Source organism: Cellulomonas dongxiuzhuiae (assembly GCF_018623035.1).
In the GTDB taxonomy this organism is placed as follows: Bacteria; Actinomycetota; Actinomycetes; order Actinomycetales; family Cellulomonadaceae; genus Cellulomonas; species Cellulomonas dongxiuzhuiae.
The window spans coordinates 3,862,984-3,880,737 of the sequence record NZ_CP076023.1; the positions used below are offsets into that span (position 1 = coordinate 3,862,984).

The 17,754-nt window shown below is 74.2% G+C and carries 17 protein-coding genes; 9 read left to right on the plus strand and 8 right to left on the minus strand.

Translation table 11 applies throughout. The annotated features are described in order from the left end of the window. Positions 1-84: 84 nt before the first annotated feature. The 3 genes from KKR89_RS17510 to KKR89_RS17520 form a co-directional block, all read right to left on the minus strand. On the minus strand, positions 85-603 hold the full coding sequence (locus KKR89_RS17510) for a nitroreductase/quinone reductase family protein (protein ID WP_208196585.1): 519 nt from the start codon (positions 601-603) through the stop codon (positions 85-87). A 138-nt stretch (positions 604-741) separates the two neighbouring features. After that, positions 742-1,266 (minus strand): hypothetical protein, encoded by a 525-nt coding sequence (locus KKR89_RS17515; RefSeq protein WP_208196586.1) that lies wholly within the window; start codon positions 1,264-1,266, stop codon positions 742-744. A gap of 399 nt (positions 1,267-1,665) precedes the next feature. Next, positions 1,666-2,508 carry an SMP-30/gluconolactonase/LRE family protein gene (locus KKR89_RS17520; protein ID WP_251140945.1) on the minus strand — a complete coding sequence of 281 codons (843 nt, stop codon included), beginning with the start codon at positions 2,506-2,508 and terminating at the stop codon, positions 1,666-1,668. A 150-nt stretch (positions 2,509-2,658) separates the two neighbouring features. Here KKR89_RS17520 and KKR89_RS17525 point away from each other — a divergent pair, with 150 nt between their 5' ends. Beyond that, positions 2,659-3,783 (plus strand): endo-1,4-beta-xylanase, encoded by a 1,125-nt coding sequence (locus KKR89_RS17525; protein WP_208196587.1) that lies wholly within the window; start codon positions 2,659-2,661, stop codon positions 3,781-3,783. A gap of 85 nt (positions 3,784-3,868) precedes the next feature. Then, entirely contained in the window at positions 3,869-4,168 is a 300-nt protein-coding gene (locus tag KKR89_RS17530) for a GNAT family N-acetyltransferase (RefSeq protein ID WP_208196588.1), read from the plus strand. 25 nt (positions 4,169-4,193) lie between these two features. Here KKR89_RS17530 and KKR89_RS17535 read toward each other — a convergent pair whose 3' ends face one another. Beyond that, the gene (locus KKR89_RS17535) at positions 4,194-4,775 is read right to left on the minus strand and encodes a DinB family protein (protein WP_208196589.1); all 582 of its coding nucleotides are present in this window, start codon (positions 4,773-4,775) and stop codon (positions 4,194-4,196) included. A gap of 156 nt (positions 4,776-4,931) precedes the next feature. Between KKR89_RS17535 and KKR89_RS17540 the strand changes: the two genes are divergently transcribed. From KKR89_RS17540 to KKR89_RS17555, 4 genes are all read left to right on the plus strand, one after another. Further along, positions 4,932-5,402, plus strand: a complete 471-nt coding sequence (locus KKR89_RS17540; protein ID WP_208196590.1) for an ATP-binding protein — start codon at positions 4,932-4,934, stop codon at positions 5,400-5,402. A gap of 138 nt (positions 5,403-5,540) precedes the next feature. Then, positions 5,541-8,222, plus strand: coding sequence for a glycoside hydrolase family 3 N-terminal domain-containing protein (locus KKR89_RS17545; RefSeq protein ID WP_208196591.1), 2,682 nt, complete (start codon positions 5,541-5,543; stop codon positions 8,220-8,222). A gap of 205 nt (positions 8,223-8,427) precedes the next feature. Next, positions 8,428-9,252, plus strand: a complete 825-nt coding sequence (locus KKR89_RS17550) for an alpha/beta fold hydrolase (protein WP_208196592.1) — start codon at positions 8,428-8,430, stop codon at positions 9,250-9,252. A 10-nt stretch (positions 9,253-9,262) separates the two neighbouring features. Further along, positions 9,263-10,105 carry an alpha/beta hydrolase gene (locus tag KKR89_RS17555; protein WP_208196593.1) on the plus strand — a complete coding sequence of 281 codons (843 nt, stop codon included), beginning with the start codon at positions 9,263-9,265 and terminating at the stop codon, positions 10,103-10,105. A gap of 24 nt (positions 10,106-10,129) precedes the next feature. Here KKR89_RS17555 and KKR89_RS17560 read toward each other — a convergent pair whose 3' ends face one another. Genes KKR89_RS17560 through KKR89_RS17570 form a run of 3 tightly spaced genes read right to left on the minus strand, consistent with a single transcriptional unit; the run spans position 10,130 to position 12,677 of the window. Continuing rightward, on the minus strand, positions 10,130-11,188 hold the full coding sequence (locus KKR89_RS17560) for a magnesium and cobalt transport protein CorA (protein ID WP_208196594.1): 1,059 nt from the start codon (positions 11,186-11,188) through the stop codon (positions 10,130-10,132). Beyond that, positions 11,185-11,730: a DUF1990 family protein gene (locus KKR89_RS17565; protein ID WP_208196595.1), complete on the minus strand. Its 546-nt coding sequence runs from the start codon at positions 11,728-11,730 to the stop codon at positions 11,185-11,187. The genes KKR89_RS17560 and KKR89_RS17565 overlap by 4 nt, the downstream gene beginning before the upstream one ends. Before the next feature lie 2 nt (positions 11,731-11,732). Further along, entirely contained in the window at positions 11,733-12,677 is a 945-nt protein-coding gene (locus KKR89_RS17570; protein ID WP_208196596.1) for a YndJ family protein, read from the minus strand. A 262-nt stretch (positions 12,678-12,939) separates the two neighbouring features. Between KKR89_RS17570 and KKR89_RS17575 the strand changes: the two genes are divergently transcribed. From KKR89_RS17575 to KKR89_RS17585, 3 genes are all read left to right on the plus strand, one after another. Then, positions 12,940-14,364 (plus strand): endo-1,4-beta-xylanase, encoded by a 1,425-nt coding sequence (locus KKR89_RS17575; RefSeq protein WP_208196597.1) that lies wholly within the window; start codon positions 12,940-12,942, stop codon positions 14,362-14,364. A 105-nt stretch (positions 14,365-14,469) separates the two neighbouring features. Then, positions 14,470-15,447, plus strand: coding sequence for a pseudouridine synthase (locus KKR89_RS17580; RefSeq protein WP_208196598.1), 978 nt, complete (start codon positions 14,470-14,472; stop codon positions 15,445-15,447). A 102-nt stretch (positions 15,448-15,549) separates the two neighbouring features. Beyond that, the gene (locus KKR89_RS17585) at positions 15,550-16,872 is read left to right on the plus strand and encodes an FAD-binding oxidoreductase (protein WP_208196599.1); all 1,323 of its coding nucleotides are present in this window, start codon (positions 15,550-15,552) and stop codon (positions 16,870-16,872) included. Between the two features lie 16 nt (positions 16,873-16,888). Here KKR89_RS17585 and KKR89_RS17590 read toward each other — a convergent pair whose 3' ends face one another. Continuing rightward, positions 16,889-17,704 (minus strand): LPXTG cell wall anchor domain-containing protein, encoded by an 816-nt coding sequence (locus tag KKR89_RS17590; RefSeq protein ID WP_208196600.1) that lies wholly within the window; start codon positions 17,702-17,704, stop codon positions 16,889-16,891. Positions 17,705-17,754 lie beyond the last annotated feature (50 nt).

The window sequence follows — 17,754 nt, forward strand, 5'->3', positions numbered from 1 at the left end:
CGATGCCGTCGTCGGCGCGGGACAACGACTCCAACGCGTGGCGCGCAGCAGGATCGCCTGGCCGATCTGAACACCGCCCGCGCGTCACGTTCCTCGCCCCTCCTCCTTCACGTCCGAGGCCGGCACGAGGGGTTCGAGCACGACGACGACCGTCTCGGTCCGTCGGTGCGCGGCGTGCGCGTCGAACGTCGGGTCGAAGCGCAGCCACGTCCGCCACAGCCGGTCGCGCTGGGCACCCGTTGCCGCGCGCGCCCGCACCGCCCGCGACCCGTCGGGCAGATCGACGGTCGTCTCGGGGTGCGCCTGCAGGTTGAGCCACCACGCCGGGTGCCCCTCGCCCCAGCCGTTCATGGCGACGGTGACGACGTCCGGCCCGTCGAGGGCGTAGGCGACGATCGCCCGATGCTGGTTCCCCGTGCGACGGCCCACGGTGTGCAGCACCATCGTGCCGAAGCGGTCCCCCCGCGGCGGCCAGAGCCCCAGCCGGCCACGTGACACCCGGTGGATCCCCCGGTGCACCACCCACGCGGTGCGGACGAACGAGCGCGGCGGCAGCCACGGCCGGCGGCTCTCAGGTCCTGCGGCGGTCCCGGTCTCGCCCATGCTCGCCCTCCGTCGCTACGCCACGCCCGGGCGGACGTGGAGGAACGGTACCGAAGGCGCGGACCGGACATCCATGCCCGCACGACCTGGCGGCGCCACTCGGCACCGCTGTTACTCGAGAAGACGATGCCGCAGGCCTCACGGCCAAGCGCCGATCGTGGAGCGCGCCGACTCCTCGACGTCGCGCCCGCCGGACATGGCGCCGAGAACGACCGCGAGCAGCTCTCCGGCCAGCTCGAAAGCCATTGGGGATGACTCGACCGGATCGAACGCCGCGCGGTCGAGAGTGAACCGACCAGCCGGCAGGCCTCCCTTGAGGACGCCGGCGACAGATGGACGCACAAACTCTTCCGGGAGACCCGGCACGAGCGGACTCCACAACGTGCTCGCACACGTGGGCGCCCCCGCAGGCTCCGTCCCCGACGTCCGCACCTCGATGACCAGGTCCTCTCCCTCGTGCGGCGTGAAGGCCCCTCCGACCAGGGCGCGTGGCATCAGCCCGCCCCCTCGCCGGAGGATCTCGACGACGCACCTTGCCGGTGCGTCCGACGTCGATGCCGCGTGACTGGAAGTCGTCTCACGCACGACGCCCTCGGTAGCGAACGCCGCCGTCGACTCGTCCCCGACGACGGCGGCACGTCTGGACCCGACGGAGATGATCACCCCACCTCCGGCGATTCTTCACCTCGGCCGCGATGCATCATCCTCGTTTCGCAGGGAGACGATTCCCTCACCGTGCTCTGCGACCAACTTCTCCCGCGCCTCGGCCGAGGACCGCGCCATGACGCTCACCCGGAGGCCGGGCCGATCCGCGATCCAGATGAATCCTCGATGCTCTCGAGCAACGCTGGTGTCTCTGTCCACGTCCCGTCCAGGTCTATTTGAAGGGTGCGAGGCATACGCCACTGTTGCAGATACCTCCGATGATCGTTCCTGGACCCTTGAGCAAGCATCCTGGCGGGGGGTCACGGACAGGTATCCATGCTGGAGCAGCCCTTCTCGTGCCCGTCACACGACGTCGACATCCCGGAGCCCGCGCCCGCCTCCGGGACCGCCGTCCGTTCAGCCGCCGAACGGCAGCACCGGTCGACCGGGCACCTCGACGCGCACGCGGAACAGCGCACCGGCCTCGGGCTCCGGGTCCTCCAGGTGCTCGCGGGACGTGGAGATGTACAGGTCCCGCAGGTCCGGGCCGCCCAGCGTGCACGCCGTCGTCAGGCGGACGGGCACCTCGACCTCCGCCAGCACGTCGCCCGTCGGCGACACGCAGCGGACGCGGCCGGCACCGTTGAGCGCGACCCACACGTTCCCTGCCGAGTCGACCGTCAGCCCGTCGGGGCTCTCGTCCGTGCCGGATACGAACGGCCGCTGGTTGGTCAGGCGCCGGTCGACGACGTCGAACACGTCCGTGCGGCCCGTCGCGGTGTCGTCGTAGTAGGCGCGCGTGCCGTCGGGCGAGAAGTCGAGGCCGTTGGAGATGGTGACGTCGTCGAGCACGACCTCCACGTCACCACCGGGCGTGATCCGGTACAGCCGCGCACCGCCGGGCCGGGCGTCGTACGCCATGGACCCCACGTACAGCGTCCCCCACGGGTCGCACCCGGCCTCGTTCATCCGCACGCCCGGGTCCGACCACAGCTCCGGCTGCGGCGTCGGCAGGCCGTCCGGCGACTCCGCGAGCCCGATGCCACGTTCGAGCCCCACGACGTAACCGCCCCGCGAGCGCGGCCGCACGAACGCCGCGACGTCCCCCACGTGCAGGCGCTGCACGCTCCCGTCGTCGCCCAGCGTCAGCAGGTCGCCCGCGAGCATGTCCACCCAGCGCAGACCACCCCACGTCGGTGACCAGCACGGACCCTCGCCGTGGTAGGCGACGGCGTCGGTGACCTGCTCGGCTCGCAGCACGGGTGCTCCCTCGGACGGTGACGTGGCTGGTGACGAGCCTCGCGCGGACCGGTGCACGTCGCACGTCGGCACGCGGGGCCGGGGCGCAGGGCGCGCGGGTCCGTGGGACCGTCGTCGGGCGCAGGCCCGGGGCCCGTACCATTCGGCCCCATGAGAGCAACGAGGCTCGTCCGGAACGGGGCCGTGCTGAGCGCCGCTGCCGCGCTCGCGCTCGTCGGCTGCACGTCAGCCGCCGACCCGTCCCCCACACCGACGCCCACGCCCGCCGCCGCCCCCGACGTCGCCCTGCGCGACCTGCCCCGCGAGGGTCTGGCGATCGGTGTCGCCGTCGCCGGTGGCGGGCACCACGCCGCGTCCGGCTACCCGGACCCGTTCGGCGAGGACGAGGCCTACCGCGACGTGATCGCCGAGCAGTTCTCGTCGGTGACCCACGAGAACCAGCTCAAGTGGGAGTTCCTGCGGCCCACCCGCGAGGAGTTCCGGTTCGAGGGCGCGGACGCCGTGATCGACTTCGCGGAGGCCAACGGCCAGCAGGTGCGCGGCCACACCCTGCTGTGGCACTCGCAGAACCCGCGCTGGCTCACGAGCGGCACGTTCACGGACGACGAGCTGCGCGCGCTCCTGCAGGAGCACATCGCCACCGTCGTCGGCCGGTACCAGGGCCGGATCGTGCACTGGGACGTCGCGAACGAGATCTTCGACGACAAGGGCGTGCTACGCACCGAGGAGAACCCGTTCCTCGCGCGCTTCGGCACCGCGATCGTCGCCGACGCGCTGCGCTGGGCGCACGAGGCCGACCCCGACGCGGTCCTGTACCTCAACGACTTCAACGTCGAGTCCATCGGGGCCAAGTCCGACGCGTACCTCGCGCTCGCGACCGAGCTGCTCGCGGTCGGTGCGCCGCTCCACGGGTTCGGCGTGCAGGGCCACCTGTCGACGCAGTACCCGTTCCCGTCCGACCTCGAGACCAACCTGCGGCGGTTCACCGACCTGGGCCTGGAGGTGGCGATCACCGAGCTCGACGTCCGCGTCCCCGTCGACGCCGCGGGCCGCGCCGAGCCCGACGACGTCGAGAAGCAGACCGACTACTACGGGCGCGCGGTCGCCGCCTGCGTCGCCGTCGAGCGCTGCACGTCCCTGACCCTGTGGGGCGTGACGGACCGCTACTCGTGGGTCCCGGGCTGGTCGCCCGGCGAGGGTGCGGCGACCGTCCTGGACGAGGACCTCGCGGTCAAGCCCGCGTTCACCGCGGTCGCGGACGCCCTGCGGTCCTGACGGGGCCCGGGTCGCGCCCGGCCGTGGCGTCAGTACGCTCGCCAGGACGGCAGCCGCGCCGGGCGCCGCGTGGAGGGGAGCCGCCATGACCGAGGAGCCGACGGGACCCACCCCCGTGGTCGAGCACGACGAGCCGAGGCGTCGCTACGTCCTGCGGATCGGCCCCGAAGAGGTCGGTGAGCTGGGGTACTCCGTCGCGGCGGACCGGGTCGTCCTCGAGCACACCCGCGTGGACGAGGGCCGGCAGGAGAAGGGCCTGGGCTCGCAGCTCGTGCGGTACGCGCTCGACGACGTGCGCGGCGCCGGGCGCCGCGTCGTCCCGCAGTGCCCGTTCGTCCGGGCGTACGTCGAGCGGAACCCGCAGTACGCCGACCTCGTCGACTGACCGGCGGACGCCGCGGGGCGCGCCGTCAGCGCCCCGCCACGTCACGCGCCGCCTGCTCGATGCGCGCGCGGTACGCCGCCCACTCGTCCGGGCTCCGGCTCGGCACGTTCGGGTCCCCCGCGACGAGCCCCGTGCTCCCGTCGAGCTGCTCGCGCAGGACGTCCGCGTGGCCGGCGTGGCGGGCGACCTCCGCGAGGACGTGGACCAGCACCTCGTGCAGCGTGACGCGCGGCTCGCTCCACCACGGGACCTCGCCGACGGCGTCGAGCGGCAGCGCCTCGAGCGTCCTGTCGGCGTGCTCCGACGACTCCTGCCACAGGTCGAGGACGGACGCGCGGCTCTCGTCCGCCGGGACCCCCATGTCCGCGTCCGGCTCGGCACCGTCGGCGTACCAGGGCAGGTCGCGCGGCGCGGGCCGCCCGAAGACCTCACCGAGGTAGCCGACCTGCACGCTCGCGACGTGCTTGACCAGGCCGAGCAGGTTGGTGCCGGTCCCGGTGAGCGGGCGGCGCGCGTCGTACTCGTCGAGCCCGTCGAGCTTGCCGACGAGGCCCTCGCGCTGGCGGCGCAGGTACCGGTGCAGCGTGGCCTTGGCGTCGGTGTCCATGGCGGCCACGATGCCACCGGGGACCGACACCGCACATGGGGATGGTGGGGCCGGCGAGCCCGGGCGGCGTCATGCCGGGGTTCGCCGGGGTCGGATCGACCCTGCCCAGCACGTCGGGATGGGCGCAACGGCGCCCGCTGATCTACGGTCAGGCGGGTGAGCACACCGTCGGCACCCTCGGGCAGCAGCCCGAGCACGGACGGCGGCCTGCCCACCTCGCGTCCCCCGGCACGGTTCACGCCGGTGCGCCGCTGGGTGCTCGACAGCCTGGCCGACCTCGGGGGCTTCCGGCAGCAGCTCCGCGGGGAGATCGACGCCCGGTCCGGGGAGCCCGCCGACGCGGTCCTCGGCGGCGTGGCGCACGACCTGGTGCTGGTCGCCTCCGAGCTCACGACCAACGGGATCCGGCACGGTCGGCCGCCCACCACCGTCGAGCTCCTGCAGGACGGCGACCACTTCCTGCTGACGGTGGCCGACCACGACCTGAGCGGCGTACCGCGCTTCGCGGGCGACCGCCCGCCCGGTGACGGCGGGTACGGCCTGCAGATCGCGCGGCGACTGGCGCGGGACGTCGGCTGGTACCGGACCGACACCGTCAAGGTGATCTGGGCCGAGCTCGGCGCCTGACCGCGAAACCCTTCAGCGCAGGGCGGCGGCGCCCGTGCCGTTGACACGCGCTCCGGCACCCCCGAAGCATGGTGAGGTGCGCACGCCGCACCGCGTGCCCGTCGACGTGCACGCGCGCTCGGGAGCTGGGGGGAGCTCATGTCCGTGCCCACGTCCGCCCGTCGCCTCGTCGCCGGGCTCTGCACCGGGGCCCTGCTGGTCCCGCTGGTCGTCATCGGCGGCCCGGCCGCGCAGGCGGCCGCACCGGTCACCGTCGCCCCGTCGAGCCCGCTCGTCACCGCGGCCGAGGGTGACGTCGCGACCGTCGCCCTGACCGCGACCACGGGCGACGGCGCCGCGCTCGCCGCGCCCGTGACGGTCTTCTGGTCCACCGGCACCGGCACCGCGTCCGGCGGCGCCGACTACACCGAGACCGGCGGGGTGGTCACGTTCCCGGCCGGTGCCACGTCCGGGTCCACGCAGGAGGTCGCCGTCGAGATCGCGGCCGACGACGCCGCGGAGACCACCGAGACCGTCCCGCTGACGTTCAGCACGACCACCGCGGACGCGACGGTCACCGGCGGTGCGACCGTCGCCGTCCTCGCGAACGGCTTCCCGTACCTCGACGCGACGCTGCCGGTCGACGAGCGCGTCGACGACCTGCTCGGGCGGATGACGCTCGCGGAGAAGGCCGGCCAGATGACGCAGGCCGAGCGCGCGAACGTCGCCGGCAGCCCGGGCCGGGTCGCGTCCCTGGGGCTGGGGTCGGTGCTGTCGGGCGGGGGCTCCACGCCGACCCCGAACACCCCCGCGGGCTGGGCGGACATGGTCGACGGGTTCCAGACGCAGTCGCTGTCGACACGCCTGTCCATCCCCCTGCTGTACGGCGTGGACGCCGTCCACGGGCACAACAACCTCGTCGGTGCGACCGTCTTCCCGCACAACATCGGCCTGGGCGCGATGCGCGACCCCGGCCTCGTCGAGCGGGCGGCCCACATCACGGCCGCCGAGACCCGCACGACCGGTCCGCAGTGGTCGTTCGCGCCGTGCATCTGCGTCGCGCGCGACCTGCGCTGGGGCCGCACCTACGAGAGCTTCGGGGAGGACCCGGCGCTCGTGGTGCTCAACGAGACCGCGATCGACGGCCTGCAGGGCCCGGCCCGCAGCGAGGTCGACCGGCCCGACCGCGTGCTCGCGTCGGTCAAGCACTTCGCCGGGGACGGCGACACCACCTTCGGCACCGGCAGCGGTGACTACACGATCGACCAGGGCGTCACGATCACCAGCCGCGAGGACTTCGAGCGCATCGACCTGGCGCCCTACGTCCCCGCGGTCCGTGACCACCGCGCCGGCACCGTCATGCCGTCGTTCTCCAGCGTCGACTGGACGGAGGACGGCACCGGCAACCCCGTGAAGATGCACGCGCAGACCGAGCTGGTCACGGGCTGGCTGAAGGGCGAGCAGGAGTTCGACGGGTTCGTCATCAGCGACTGGGAGGCGATCAAGCAGCTCCCCGGCGACTACGCCGCGCAGGTCCGGGCGAGCGTCAACGCGGGCGTCGACATGTTCATGGAGCCGAACAGCCCGGACCCGTTCGTTGCGACGCTCATGGGCGAGGTCCGCGCCGGGCGGGTCCCCGTGGCGCGCGTCGACGACGCGGTGCGCCGCATCCTGCGGCAGAAGGTCGAGCTGGGACTGTTCGAGCACCCGTACACCGACCGCGCCGGCCAGGGGTCGATCGGGTCGGCCGAGCACCGGGCCGTCGCGCGCGAGGCCGTCGTGAAGTCGCAGGTGCTGCTGCGCAACAGCGGCGGTGCGCTGCCGCTGGCGAAGGACGCGCGCATCTACCTCGCCGGGCGGGCCGCCGACAACATCGGCATCCAGGCGGGCGGCTGGACCGTCACGTGGCAGGGGCAGCCGGTGAAGGACCTGATCCCGGGCACGACGATCCGCGCCGGCATCGGCCAGGTGGCGCCCGACGCGCAGGTCACGTTCAGCGAGGACGCCTCCGCGCCGACCGACGGCAGCGACGTCGGTGTCGTCGTGGTGGGCGAGACCCCGTACGCCGAGGGCTTCGGCGACGTCGACGGGCCCGGCTGGCCGTGGGACCCGTCCGACGGCGGCGTCCCCCGCGAGCCGGGCAAGCAGCTCACCCTGACGCCCGCCGACCAGGCGGTGGTCGACACCGTCTGCGGCGCGATCGACACGTGCGTCGTCCTCGTCGTCGCGGGCCGCCCCAACGTCGTCGCCGACCCGGACGGGCAGGTCGACGCGCTCGTCGCGTCGTGGCTGCCCGGGAGCGAGGGCGCGGGCGTCGCGGACGTGCTGTTCGGCGACGCGCCGTTCACGGGCCGCCTCGGCATGACATGGCCCCGGACGCCCGAGCAGGAGCCGATCAACGTCGGCGACGCCGACTACGACCCCGAGCTGCCGTTCGGCTGGGGGCTGCGCACCGACTCCGCCCGCGAGCGGCTGACGGACCTGGCCCGCGAGCTCGCGTCGTCGCGCGACCGGGACGTGCGCCGCGCGCTCGCGGAGATCGCCACGGCCGTCCAGCAGGGCGGCTGGACGGGCTCCGGTGGGGCCGCCGACGAGCGGACGGTGCTGCGGGCCCTCGGCCGGGCCGTCGACCGGCTGGCGGGGGGCGACGGGCTGACGTGGCAGCAGATGGACACGCTGATCTCGGTGCTGCGGGACGCCGCGCAGCAGCGCGTGGTCGAGGCCGGCGACGACGCCCCGCCCGGCTGGGCCGCCGACCTGGCCGACGCCGAGCACGCGCTGCTCGTGGGCGAGTACGCCCGCGCGGCGCACCTGCTCCTCGGGGTGGCCGGGCACCGCTGAGGCCCGCAGCCCGGCCCAGGCCGTGACGCCTGTCGCCGGGCTCCGGCGAACCGGGACCTCGCGCCGCGGCTCTCCCTGTCCCCCGCGACCGTCGGGCCGGGACTACGCGTCCGCGCGACGCGACTACGCGCCACGGGTGATGCGCCACGCACCGCCGGCGGACGAGCCTGGACCTGCTGATCCGGCCGAGCGCGAGGAGCCCACCATGCCGTACGTCACCACCGATGACGGTGCCCAGATCTTCTACAAGGACTGGGGGTCCGACGGGAGCCCGGTGGTCCTCAGCCACGGGTGGCCGCTGAACGCCGACGCGTGGGACGCCGCGGCGCTGTTCCTCGCCGAGCACGGCCACCGCGCGGTCGCGCACGACCGGCGTGGTCACGGCCGGTCCACGCAGACCTGGCACGGCAACGAGATGGACACCTACGCCGACGACCTCGCCCGGCTGCTCGACACGCTCGACCTCACGGACGTCACCCTCGTCGGGCACTCGACCGGTGGTGGCGAGGTCGTCCGCTACGTCGGACGGCACGGGACCGCGCGCGTCGCCAGGATCGTGCTGGTCAGCGCCGTGCCGCCGCTCATGCTGCGGACCGACGACAACCCGGGCGGCCTGCCCCTCGAGGTCTTCGACGGCCTGCGTGCCGGTGAGCGCGCCGACCGCGCCCAGCTCTACCGCGACCTCGCCGACGGGCCGTTCTTCGGCCACAACCGCACCCACGACGTCGACCAGGGCTTCCGCGACGCCTTCTGGCTGCAGTCGATGGCGTGCGGCCACCGGGCGGCGTACGAGTGCATCGCGGCGTTCTCCGCCACCGACTTCCGCGCCGACCTCGCGGCCGTCGACGTCCCCACCCTCGTCATCCACGGGGACGACGACCAGATCGTGCCCTTCGCGGTCGGCGGTGAGCGCTCGGCCGCGCTCGTCGCGGGCGCCACCCTGAAGGTCTACGCGGGCAGGCCGCACGGCCTGCCCGACACCGACCGGGAACGGCTGCACCAGGACCTGCTCACCTTCATCGACGCCTGAGGAGACCGACATGACCGGCACCCGCCCCGACACGATCGTCCTGGTCCACGGCCTGTGGATGACGCCGCGCAGCTGGGAGGACTGGATCCACCACTACGAGGCGAAGGGCTTCCGCGTGCTCGCGCCCGCGTACCCCGGGTTCGAGGTCGAGGTGGAGGCCCTGCGCGCAGACCCCGACGTGATCGCGCGGCTGACCGTGCCCGCGACCGTCGACCACCTCGCCGCCGTCGTCGAGTCCGTCACGACACCGCCGATCATCGTCGGCCACTCGTTCGGCGGCACGCTGACCCAGCTCCTGCTGGCCCGCGGGCTCGGTGCCGTGGGTGTCGTCATCGACTCGGCACCCACCGAGGGCGTCCGGGTCACGCCCGTGTCCCAGGCGCGCTCCCTGTTCCCGGCCCTCAGGAACCCGGCCAACCGGCACCGCGCGGTCGCCTTCACGCCCGAGGAGTTCCACTACGCGTTCGCGAACACGCTGACCGCCGAGGAGTCCCGGCGCGTGTGGGAGCGGTACGCCATCCCGGCGCCGGGTCACTGGGTCTTCGAGTACGGCCTGATCGCCAACTTCAAGCCCGGGCACCAGGACACCTGGGTCGACTACGACGCGGACCGGGCGCCGCTGCTGTTCGTCGCGGGCGAGGAGGACCACATCATGCCGCCGTCCGTGAACCGCAAGAACGCCGAGCACTACCACCGGTCGCCGGCCGTCACGGAGTACCGCGAGCTCGCGGGACGCGACCACTGGACCTGCGGTGCGCCCGGCTGGGAGGAGGTCGCCGACCTCGCGCTGGGGTGGGCGCTCGACCACGCCCGGACGGACCGCCCCTGGGTGACCGCTCGGGCGACGCCGTGACGGTCCCGCGTCGCCGCCCGGTGCTCAGAGCCAGCGGCGCCGCTTGAAGACCCGGTAGAGGCCGAAGCCCATCACGACCATGGCGGCGACGGCCAGCGGGTAGCCCAGCCGCCAGTCGAGCTCGGGCATGTGCGTGAAGTTCATGCCGTAGATCGTGCCGACGAGCGTGGGGGCGAAGAGGATGGCCGCCCACGAGGAGATCTTCTTGACCTCCTCGTTCTGCGCCAGGCCCGTCTCGGAGAGCCGCCGGGTCTCCTCGTTCTGCACCAGGCTCGCCTCGGACAGCCGGCGCATCTCCTCGTTCTGCGCCTGGGTGACGAGGGTGGAGTGCACGGTGAGGGCGTTCTCCAGCAGCACCTGGAAGGAGTCGGCGCGGTCGCTGATGCGCAGCGCGTGGTCCAGGACGTCGCGCATGCGGCGCTGCAGCTCGACGTCGACCCGGTACTTGTCGGCGCCGCGCAGCAGGCCGTCGAGGATGTCGCGCAGCGGTCCGGTGGCGCGCTGGAACGCGATCACCTCGCGGAGCAGCTCGTAGATGCGCCGGGACACCGCGGGGTCGCCGCCGAAGAGCTGGTCCTGGATCTCGTCGATGTCGTTCTCGAGGCCGGCGACGACGGGCGCGTACCCGTCGACGACCTCGTCGCACACGGCGTACAGGACCGCCTCGGGTCCCAGCGCGAGGAGCTCGGGCGCGGCCTCGAGCCGGCGTCGCACGGCGCCGAGGTCGGGGTTCGTCGCGTGTCGGACCGTCACGACGAACTCCGGCCCGATGAACAGGTGGACCTCGCCGAACTCCACCTGCTCCTCGGCGTCGAGGTACCAGGCCGGCCGCAGGACGACGAACAGCGTCTCCCCGTAGCGCTCGATCTTGGCGCGCTGGTGCCCCTTGAGCGCGTCCTCGACCGCGAGCGGGTGCAGGTCGAACTCGGCGGCCAGCGCGTGGATCTCGTCCGCGTCGGGCCGGTAGAGCCCGATCCACGCCATCCCGCTGTGGTCCCGCAGCTGCTCGAACGTCTCCTCGAGCGTGACCGGGGTCAGCGTCCGTCGACCCTCGACGTAGATCCCGTTGTCGACGAGCGTCATGCCGTCCCCACCCTTCGCTGCCGTGCCCGGTGCAGCCGACGGGCTGCGCGGGCGAGCATACGGACGTAGAGCCTCTGGCCCAGCGGCACGAGTGGCCCGAGCAACCGCACGCCCGGCCACGCCGGGTGGCTATACGCCTCGACGTCGAGCCAGACGTCACCGTCGCACAGCACCACGCGGAACGCCTCCTCGCCGGCGAACGGGTGGCCGCGGAGCGTGCCGTACCCGAAGCCCTCGTCGTCCGCCCACACCACGCGGCAGGGGGCGCGCAGCGCGACCGGGCCCACCCCGAGGAGCGTCACGACCCGCCGGCCGGGTGCCGCGGCACCGTCGGCTCGCACCCGCACGCCCGCGGTGCGGTGCACCCGCCAGGCGCAGACGTCGTCCGCGAGTGCCGCGCGGGCCGCCTCGTCACCGCCGCGCACGACGCGGTGGCGCACGCGCAGCACGCGGTCGCCGGGCGGCACGCCCGCCCGGCTCCACGGCGCGCCGGCACGCTCCCGGGTCGCCCCGACGGGCGCGTACGTCAGGTCGTCGTCCACGCTCACCACTCTCCCGTCCCGGTCCGTCGTGCGGGCACCGGTGCGGCGACGCCGACGCGCGGGGCCGAACGCAGCCGCAGGGAGACGAGCGAGCCGAGGACGACGGCCAGGGCGTTGAGCGCGCCGTGCGTCGCGACCATCCACGACAGGTCCGGGTGCGGGACGTCGACGACCCCGCCGACCGCCCACCACAGCGCCAGCAGCATCGCGACCCCGCTGCCCGCCACGGCGGTCGCCGCCCACGCGCCGGCCGCACGGGAGCCGCCTCCCCGCCCGGCTGCGCGCGCCGCGCGCCACGCGGCCGTCGTGGCGCACCAGATGCCGCCCGTGAGCACGACGGTCCCGACCAGCTCCGCCTCCTGCGACACGAGATAGCCGACGAGCACCGCCGCCACGCCGAGCGTCACACCGGCGGCGCCGGCGCGGGCGAGCCGGCTGCCACCGCCGGCCTCGGCGCGCACGGCCAGGCCCGCGGCGAGGCACGCCCCGAAGCCGGCGAAGAGCATGTGCGGCACCGTGAGCAGCAGGATGTCCCCGTCGAAACCGAGCACCGACGCACCCGCGCGGTCGGCGACGAGCGCGAGGGCCCCGACGGTCGTGACGCCCAGCGCGACGGTGACGGCGACGTCGGACACACCCCGGCGGTGGGTCCGGGGTGCGGTCCACGCGCACCCGGCTGCGAGGAGCAGCACGACGGTGGCGACGGCGAACGGCACCGCCGCCCCCACCGCGGCGGGACCGCGCGGGAGCAGCAGCGCGAGCGCGGCGGCCGCACCGACGAGCGGCCAGCCCGGCGACCTCGGACGGGGCACCCGGACCGCGCCTGCGGCGTCGAGCAGGCGCAGGCCCAGCGGCAGCACGACGACGGCCCCGAGGGCGACCGCCGCCTGGACCCCCGCGAGCGCTGCGGGGGCGAGCTGGTGGTCGACCACGGGCGTCGATGTCATGGTGCCATTGAACACACTCAGTTGAACATGTTCAACTGAGTGTGTTCGCCCAGGGGCCTCGGAACGGCGCGCACCCGCGCCGCCCGCGCTCGCAGCCGACCGCGCTCGGTGCCGCGCTTCCCTCCGCGCCCGCACGGATGTCGGACCACGACGCGAAACTTGAACGTTTAGTTCGTTGACGGGCCCACCCGCGGGTCCAAGAGTGGGGCCTCCGCCGACCGGCTCGCTGACGACCCGGCACTCGGCTGAACAAGGAGGAACGATGACCCCCCCATCCACGCTCCGACGAGGACGCAGCAACGTCGCTCGCGGCGCTTCCGCCGTCGCGATCCTCGCCCTCGCGGTGACCGCCGCGGTGGCCATCCCCGCCCAGGCCGCCGGCTCCACGCTCCAGGACGCCGCGAAGGACCGCGGCCGGTACTTCGGCACCGCGATCGCCGCGAGCCGGCTCAGCGACTCCACGTACGCCACCATCGCGAACCGTGAGTTCAACATGATCACGGCCGAGAACGAGATGAAGATGGACGCGACGGAGCCGAACCAGAACCAGTTCAACTACAGCCAGGGCGACCGCATCCTGCAGTGGGCGCAGCAGAACGGCAAGCAGGTCCGCGGGCACGCGCTCGCGTGGTACTCGCAGCAGCCCGGCTGGATGCAGCGCATGGAGGGGTCGAGCCTGCGCAGCGCGATGCTCAACCACGTCACGCAGGTCGCGACGCACTACAAGGGCAAGATCTACGCCTGGGACGTCGTGAACGAGGCGTTCGCGGACGGCAGCTCCGGCGGCCGCCGCGACTCGAACCTCGAGCGCACCGGCAGCGACTGGATCGAGGCGGCCTTCCGCGCCGCGCGCGCCGCGGACCCTGCCGCCAAGCTCTGCTACAACGACTACAACACCGACGACTGGTCGCACGCCAAGACCCAGGGCGTCTACCGCATGGTCAGCGACTTCAAGTCCCGGGGCGTCCCGATCGACTGCGTCGGCCTGCAGTCGCACTTCAACCCGCAGAGCCCGGTGCCCGCCAACTACCAGACGACGATCGAGCGCTTCGCGGCCCTGGGGGTCGACGTGCAGATCACCGAGCTCGACATCGAGGGCTCCGGCTCGGCGCAGGCGGAGAACTACCGCAAGGTGACGCAGGCCTGCCTCAACGTCGCCCGCTGCACCGGCATCACGGTGTGGGGCGTGCGTGACACCGACTCGTGGCGCGCCTCGGGCACCCCGCTGCTGTTCGACGGCAACGGCAACAAGAAGGCCGCCTACACCGCGGTCCTCGACACCCTGAACAGCGGCACCGGGACGACCCCGCCGCCGGTCACGACCCCGCCGGTCACGACCCCCCCGGTGACGACCCCGCCCGTGACGACCCCGCCGGTCACCACACCGCCCGTCACCACCCCGCCCCCGGCCTCCGGCAGCTGCTCCGCGGCGCTCACCATCGCGAACAGCTGGCCCGGCGGCTACCAGGGCACCGTCACCGTGACGGCCGGCTCCTCGGGTCTCAACGGCTGGCGCGTCACCCTGCCGAGCGGCGTCTCGACGAACAACGTCTGGAACGGCAACGTCTCCGGCAGCGTCGTCTCCAACGCCCCGTACAACGGCTCCCTCGGGGCCGGGGCGTCGACCACCTTCGGGTTCATCGGTCAGGGCAACGCGCCCGGTGCCGCCACCCTGACCTGCAGCTGATCCGCTCCACCTGACCGGCTCCGCGCCGGGCACGACGGCGCCGCACCCTCCCCGGGGTGCGGCGCCGTCGTCGTCCCGTCCAGGCGGGCCTCGTACCATCGACGCGTGCCACCCGTCTCCCCGCTCCCGGCACGTCACGGCCTCGGCGCCGCCCACCTGTGCACCCCGTCCCGCACGCGGGGCGTCGCGGACGCGTGGCCGACGATGGGCGCGTGGCTGCGCCACCGGCTCCCCGAGCACGTCGACGTGGCAGGGATGCTCGCCGACGGCAGCTTCGTCGACGAGGACGGCCGCGCGCTGCGTGATGACGACCCGTACGTGCCGGCGCGGCACGTGTGGTTCCACCGGATCGTGCGCGACGAGCCCGTCGTGCCCGGCACGATCCACGTGGTGCACCGCGACGAGCGGCTCGTGGTCGTCGACAAGCCGCCGTTCCTGTCGACGATCCCGCGCGGGCGGCACATCGTGCAGAGCGTCGTGGTGCGGCTGCGCGACGAGCTCGACCTGCCGGAGCTCTCACCACTGCACCGCCTCGACCGCGGCACGTCCGGGATCCTCCTGCTCGCCACCGAACGCCGCTGGCGCGGCGCCTACCAGACGGCGTTCGAACGCCGGACGATGGACAAGACGTACCGCGCCCTCGCGCCGTTGCGCGCCGACCTGGAGCTCCCGACGGTCGTGCGCAACCACCTGCGCAAGGTGCGCGGGACCCTGCACGCCGAGGTCGTGCCCGACGCCCCGGTCAACGCCGAGACGCTCGTCGAGCTCGAGCGTGAGGTCGACGGCCTGGGCGTCTACCGGCTGACCCCGCGCACCGGGCGCACCCACCAGCTGCGTCTGCACCTGAGCGATCTGGGCATCCCCATCGTCGGCGACCCGCTGTACCCGGTGCTGCGCGACGTCGACCTCGACGACTTCCGGGAGCCGATGCAGCTCCTCGCCGCCGGGATCGCGTTCACCGACCCCGTCGACGGGCGGCGCCGCGAGTTCCGCAGCGTCCGGTCGCTGCCGCTGACCTCTGCGATGCCGCCGGCGGCGCGGGTCCCTGCGGCGGTCGGCGAGCGCTCCGCGGCGACGACGTAGTCGACCGTCCCGGGCCGCCCGCCGGGGCCCGGCTCCCGGAGCGCCCGAAGGGGCGGGGGACGGGACCTTGGCAGACGGCCCGACGATCGTCACAGTGGAGGCATGTCCACGTCCGGACCGCTGCCCGCCGCGTTCGAGGGGGACGTCCTGGTGCCGGGGTCGCCCGGGTACGACGCCGCGCGCACCGTCTGGAACGGGGCCGTCGACCGCCGCCCCGCGTACGTCGTGCGGTGCGCGGGCACCGATGACGTGCGCACCGCCGTCCGGGTCGCGCGCGAGCTCGACCTGCCGCTGGGCGTGCGCGGCGGGGGGCACAGCGCGGCCGGGTGGGCCGTGCCGGACGGCGGCCTCATGGTCGACCTGTCCCGCATGCGGGGCGTCGCCGTCGACCCGGTGTCCCGGACCGCGCGGGTCCAGGGCGGGGCGCTGCTCGGTGCGCTGGACGCCGCGGCGCAGGCGTACGGGCTCGCCACGACGGCGGGCATCGTCTCGCACACGGGCGTCGGTGGGCTCGCGCTCGGGGGCGGCGTCGGCTGGCTCGCGCGGATGTACGGCCTGACCTGCGACAACGTGCTCGGGTACGAGGTGGTGACCGCCGACGGCGACGTCGTCCAGGTGTCGGCCGACGAGCACCCCGACCTGTTCTGGGGACTGCGCGGCGGCGGTGGCAACTTCGGCGTCGTCACCCGCTTCGACCTCGCGCTGCACGACGTCGGCACGCAGGCCCTGACCGCCGAGGTCGACCTCGACCCGGCGGACGGGCTCGACGCGCTGCGGACGTGGCTGGCGATGATGCACCAGGTCCCCCGGCGGGCCACGCTCGTCGCGCAGGTCGCGGCCCACGGGCCGCTCACGCTCGGGTTCGTGTGGGTCGGGCCGCCCGACGGCGCGACGCCGCTGGTCGCGCAGCTCGACGCGCTCGGCACCCCGCTCGCGCGGCGGGTCGCGCCGCTGCGGTACCTGGACCTCCAGCGCCGGTTCGACGTCCACACGGCGTACGGCTTCCGGCGCTACGCGAAGAGCCACTACGTCCGCGAGCTGCCCGACGCGGGGCTCGAGGCGTTCCTCGCCCACACCGAGGCCGACGTGGGCGGCGCGAACCTCGTCGCCTACGGCGGCGCGGTGGCCGACGTCGACCCGGACGCGACGGCCTTCGCGCACCGCGACGCGTGGTTCGAGTACGACGCCGGCGCCTCGTGGCTGGACCCGGCCGACGACGAGCGCCGTGCGGCGACGTGCCGGCGGCTCGCCGCGACGATCGAGCCGTGGAGCGTCGGCGTGTACGTCAACGCGCTGGGCGTCGAGGGTGCGTCACGCGTCCGCCAGGCCTACGGCGACGCCACCTACGCGCGGCTGCGGCACGTGAAGTCGGCCTGGGACCCGCAGAACGTCTTCCGGCTGAACCAGAACATCCCGCCCGCGTGAGCCGAGGGACGAGCGGTCAGGCCGTCTGACGCCGCCGGCGCGCGATCAGCACGAGGCCGGTGCCGGCCAGGAGTGCGGACGCGGCCAGCGCGGCCAGCGGCCCCTCGGCGACGCCCGTGGCAGCGAGGACCACGGGACGCTGCGTGCCGCGCGCCACCGTCACCGCGGGAGCCGCGGGGGCGGGTGCCGCGGGGGCGGGTGCCGCGGGCGCAGGGGCCGCGGGCACGGCCGGGACGACGGGCGGCTGGGCCGCCTGCTCGTCGAGCTCGCGCGCCACGAACTGGCCGCTGACGATGAACTCGCGCAGCTCGGCGGGCGAGGCCTCCAGCGCCACCTGCGTCGCCTCCCACAGCGCGGGCGAGGACTCGGGGGTGATGGCGTCCAGGATCCTGGCGGCGGCGAGCTCGTCGTCGGCGTACTGGGCCCTGGGCAGGCCGTTCGTGAGGAACTCCGACCACACGGCCGGGTCGTCGCTGGCCACGGCGGCCTGCACGGCCCGGTCGACGTGCGGCTTCGTCGCCGTGTTGATCAGACGCGACAGGCGGAGGCGCTCGTCGATGTGGAACGCGGGCAGGTAGCCGCCGTCGACGAACGCCTTGAGCTCCTCATCGGTGCCCGCGAGCGCCGCGGTCGCCACCCGGCGCGTCACCGTCCCGTCGGGCGCGGTCGCCTGGACCTGCTCCGCCCAGGCGCGGTACTCCTCGTCGGTCGTGCCGTGGAACCCGGCCAGGACGAACGCCCGGTGGTCCGCCACCGCGTCGGCGGCGGCGGGCACGGCGCCCAGCCCCAGCCCCACCGCGACCAGCAGCACGGCGATCCCGAACGACCTCATCAGCTTCCGCACAGCACGCACGCCTCTCGTCATCCCCCTGCACCTGACGG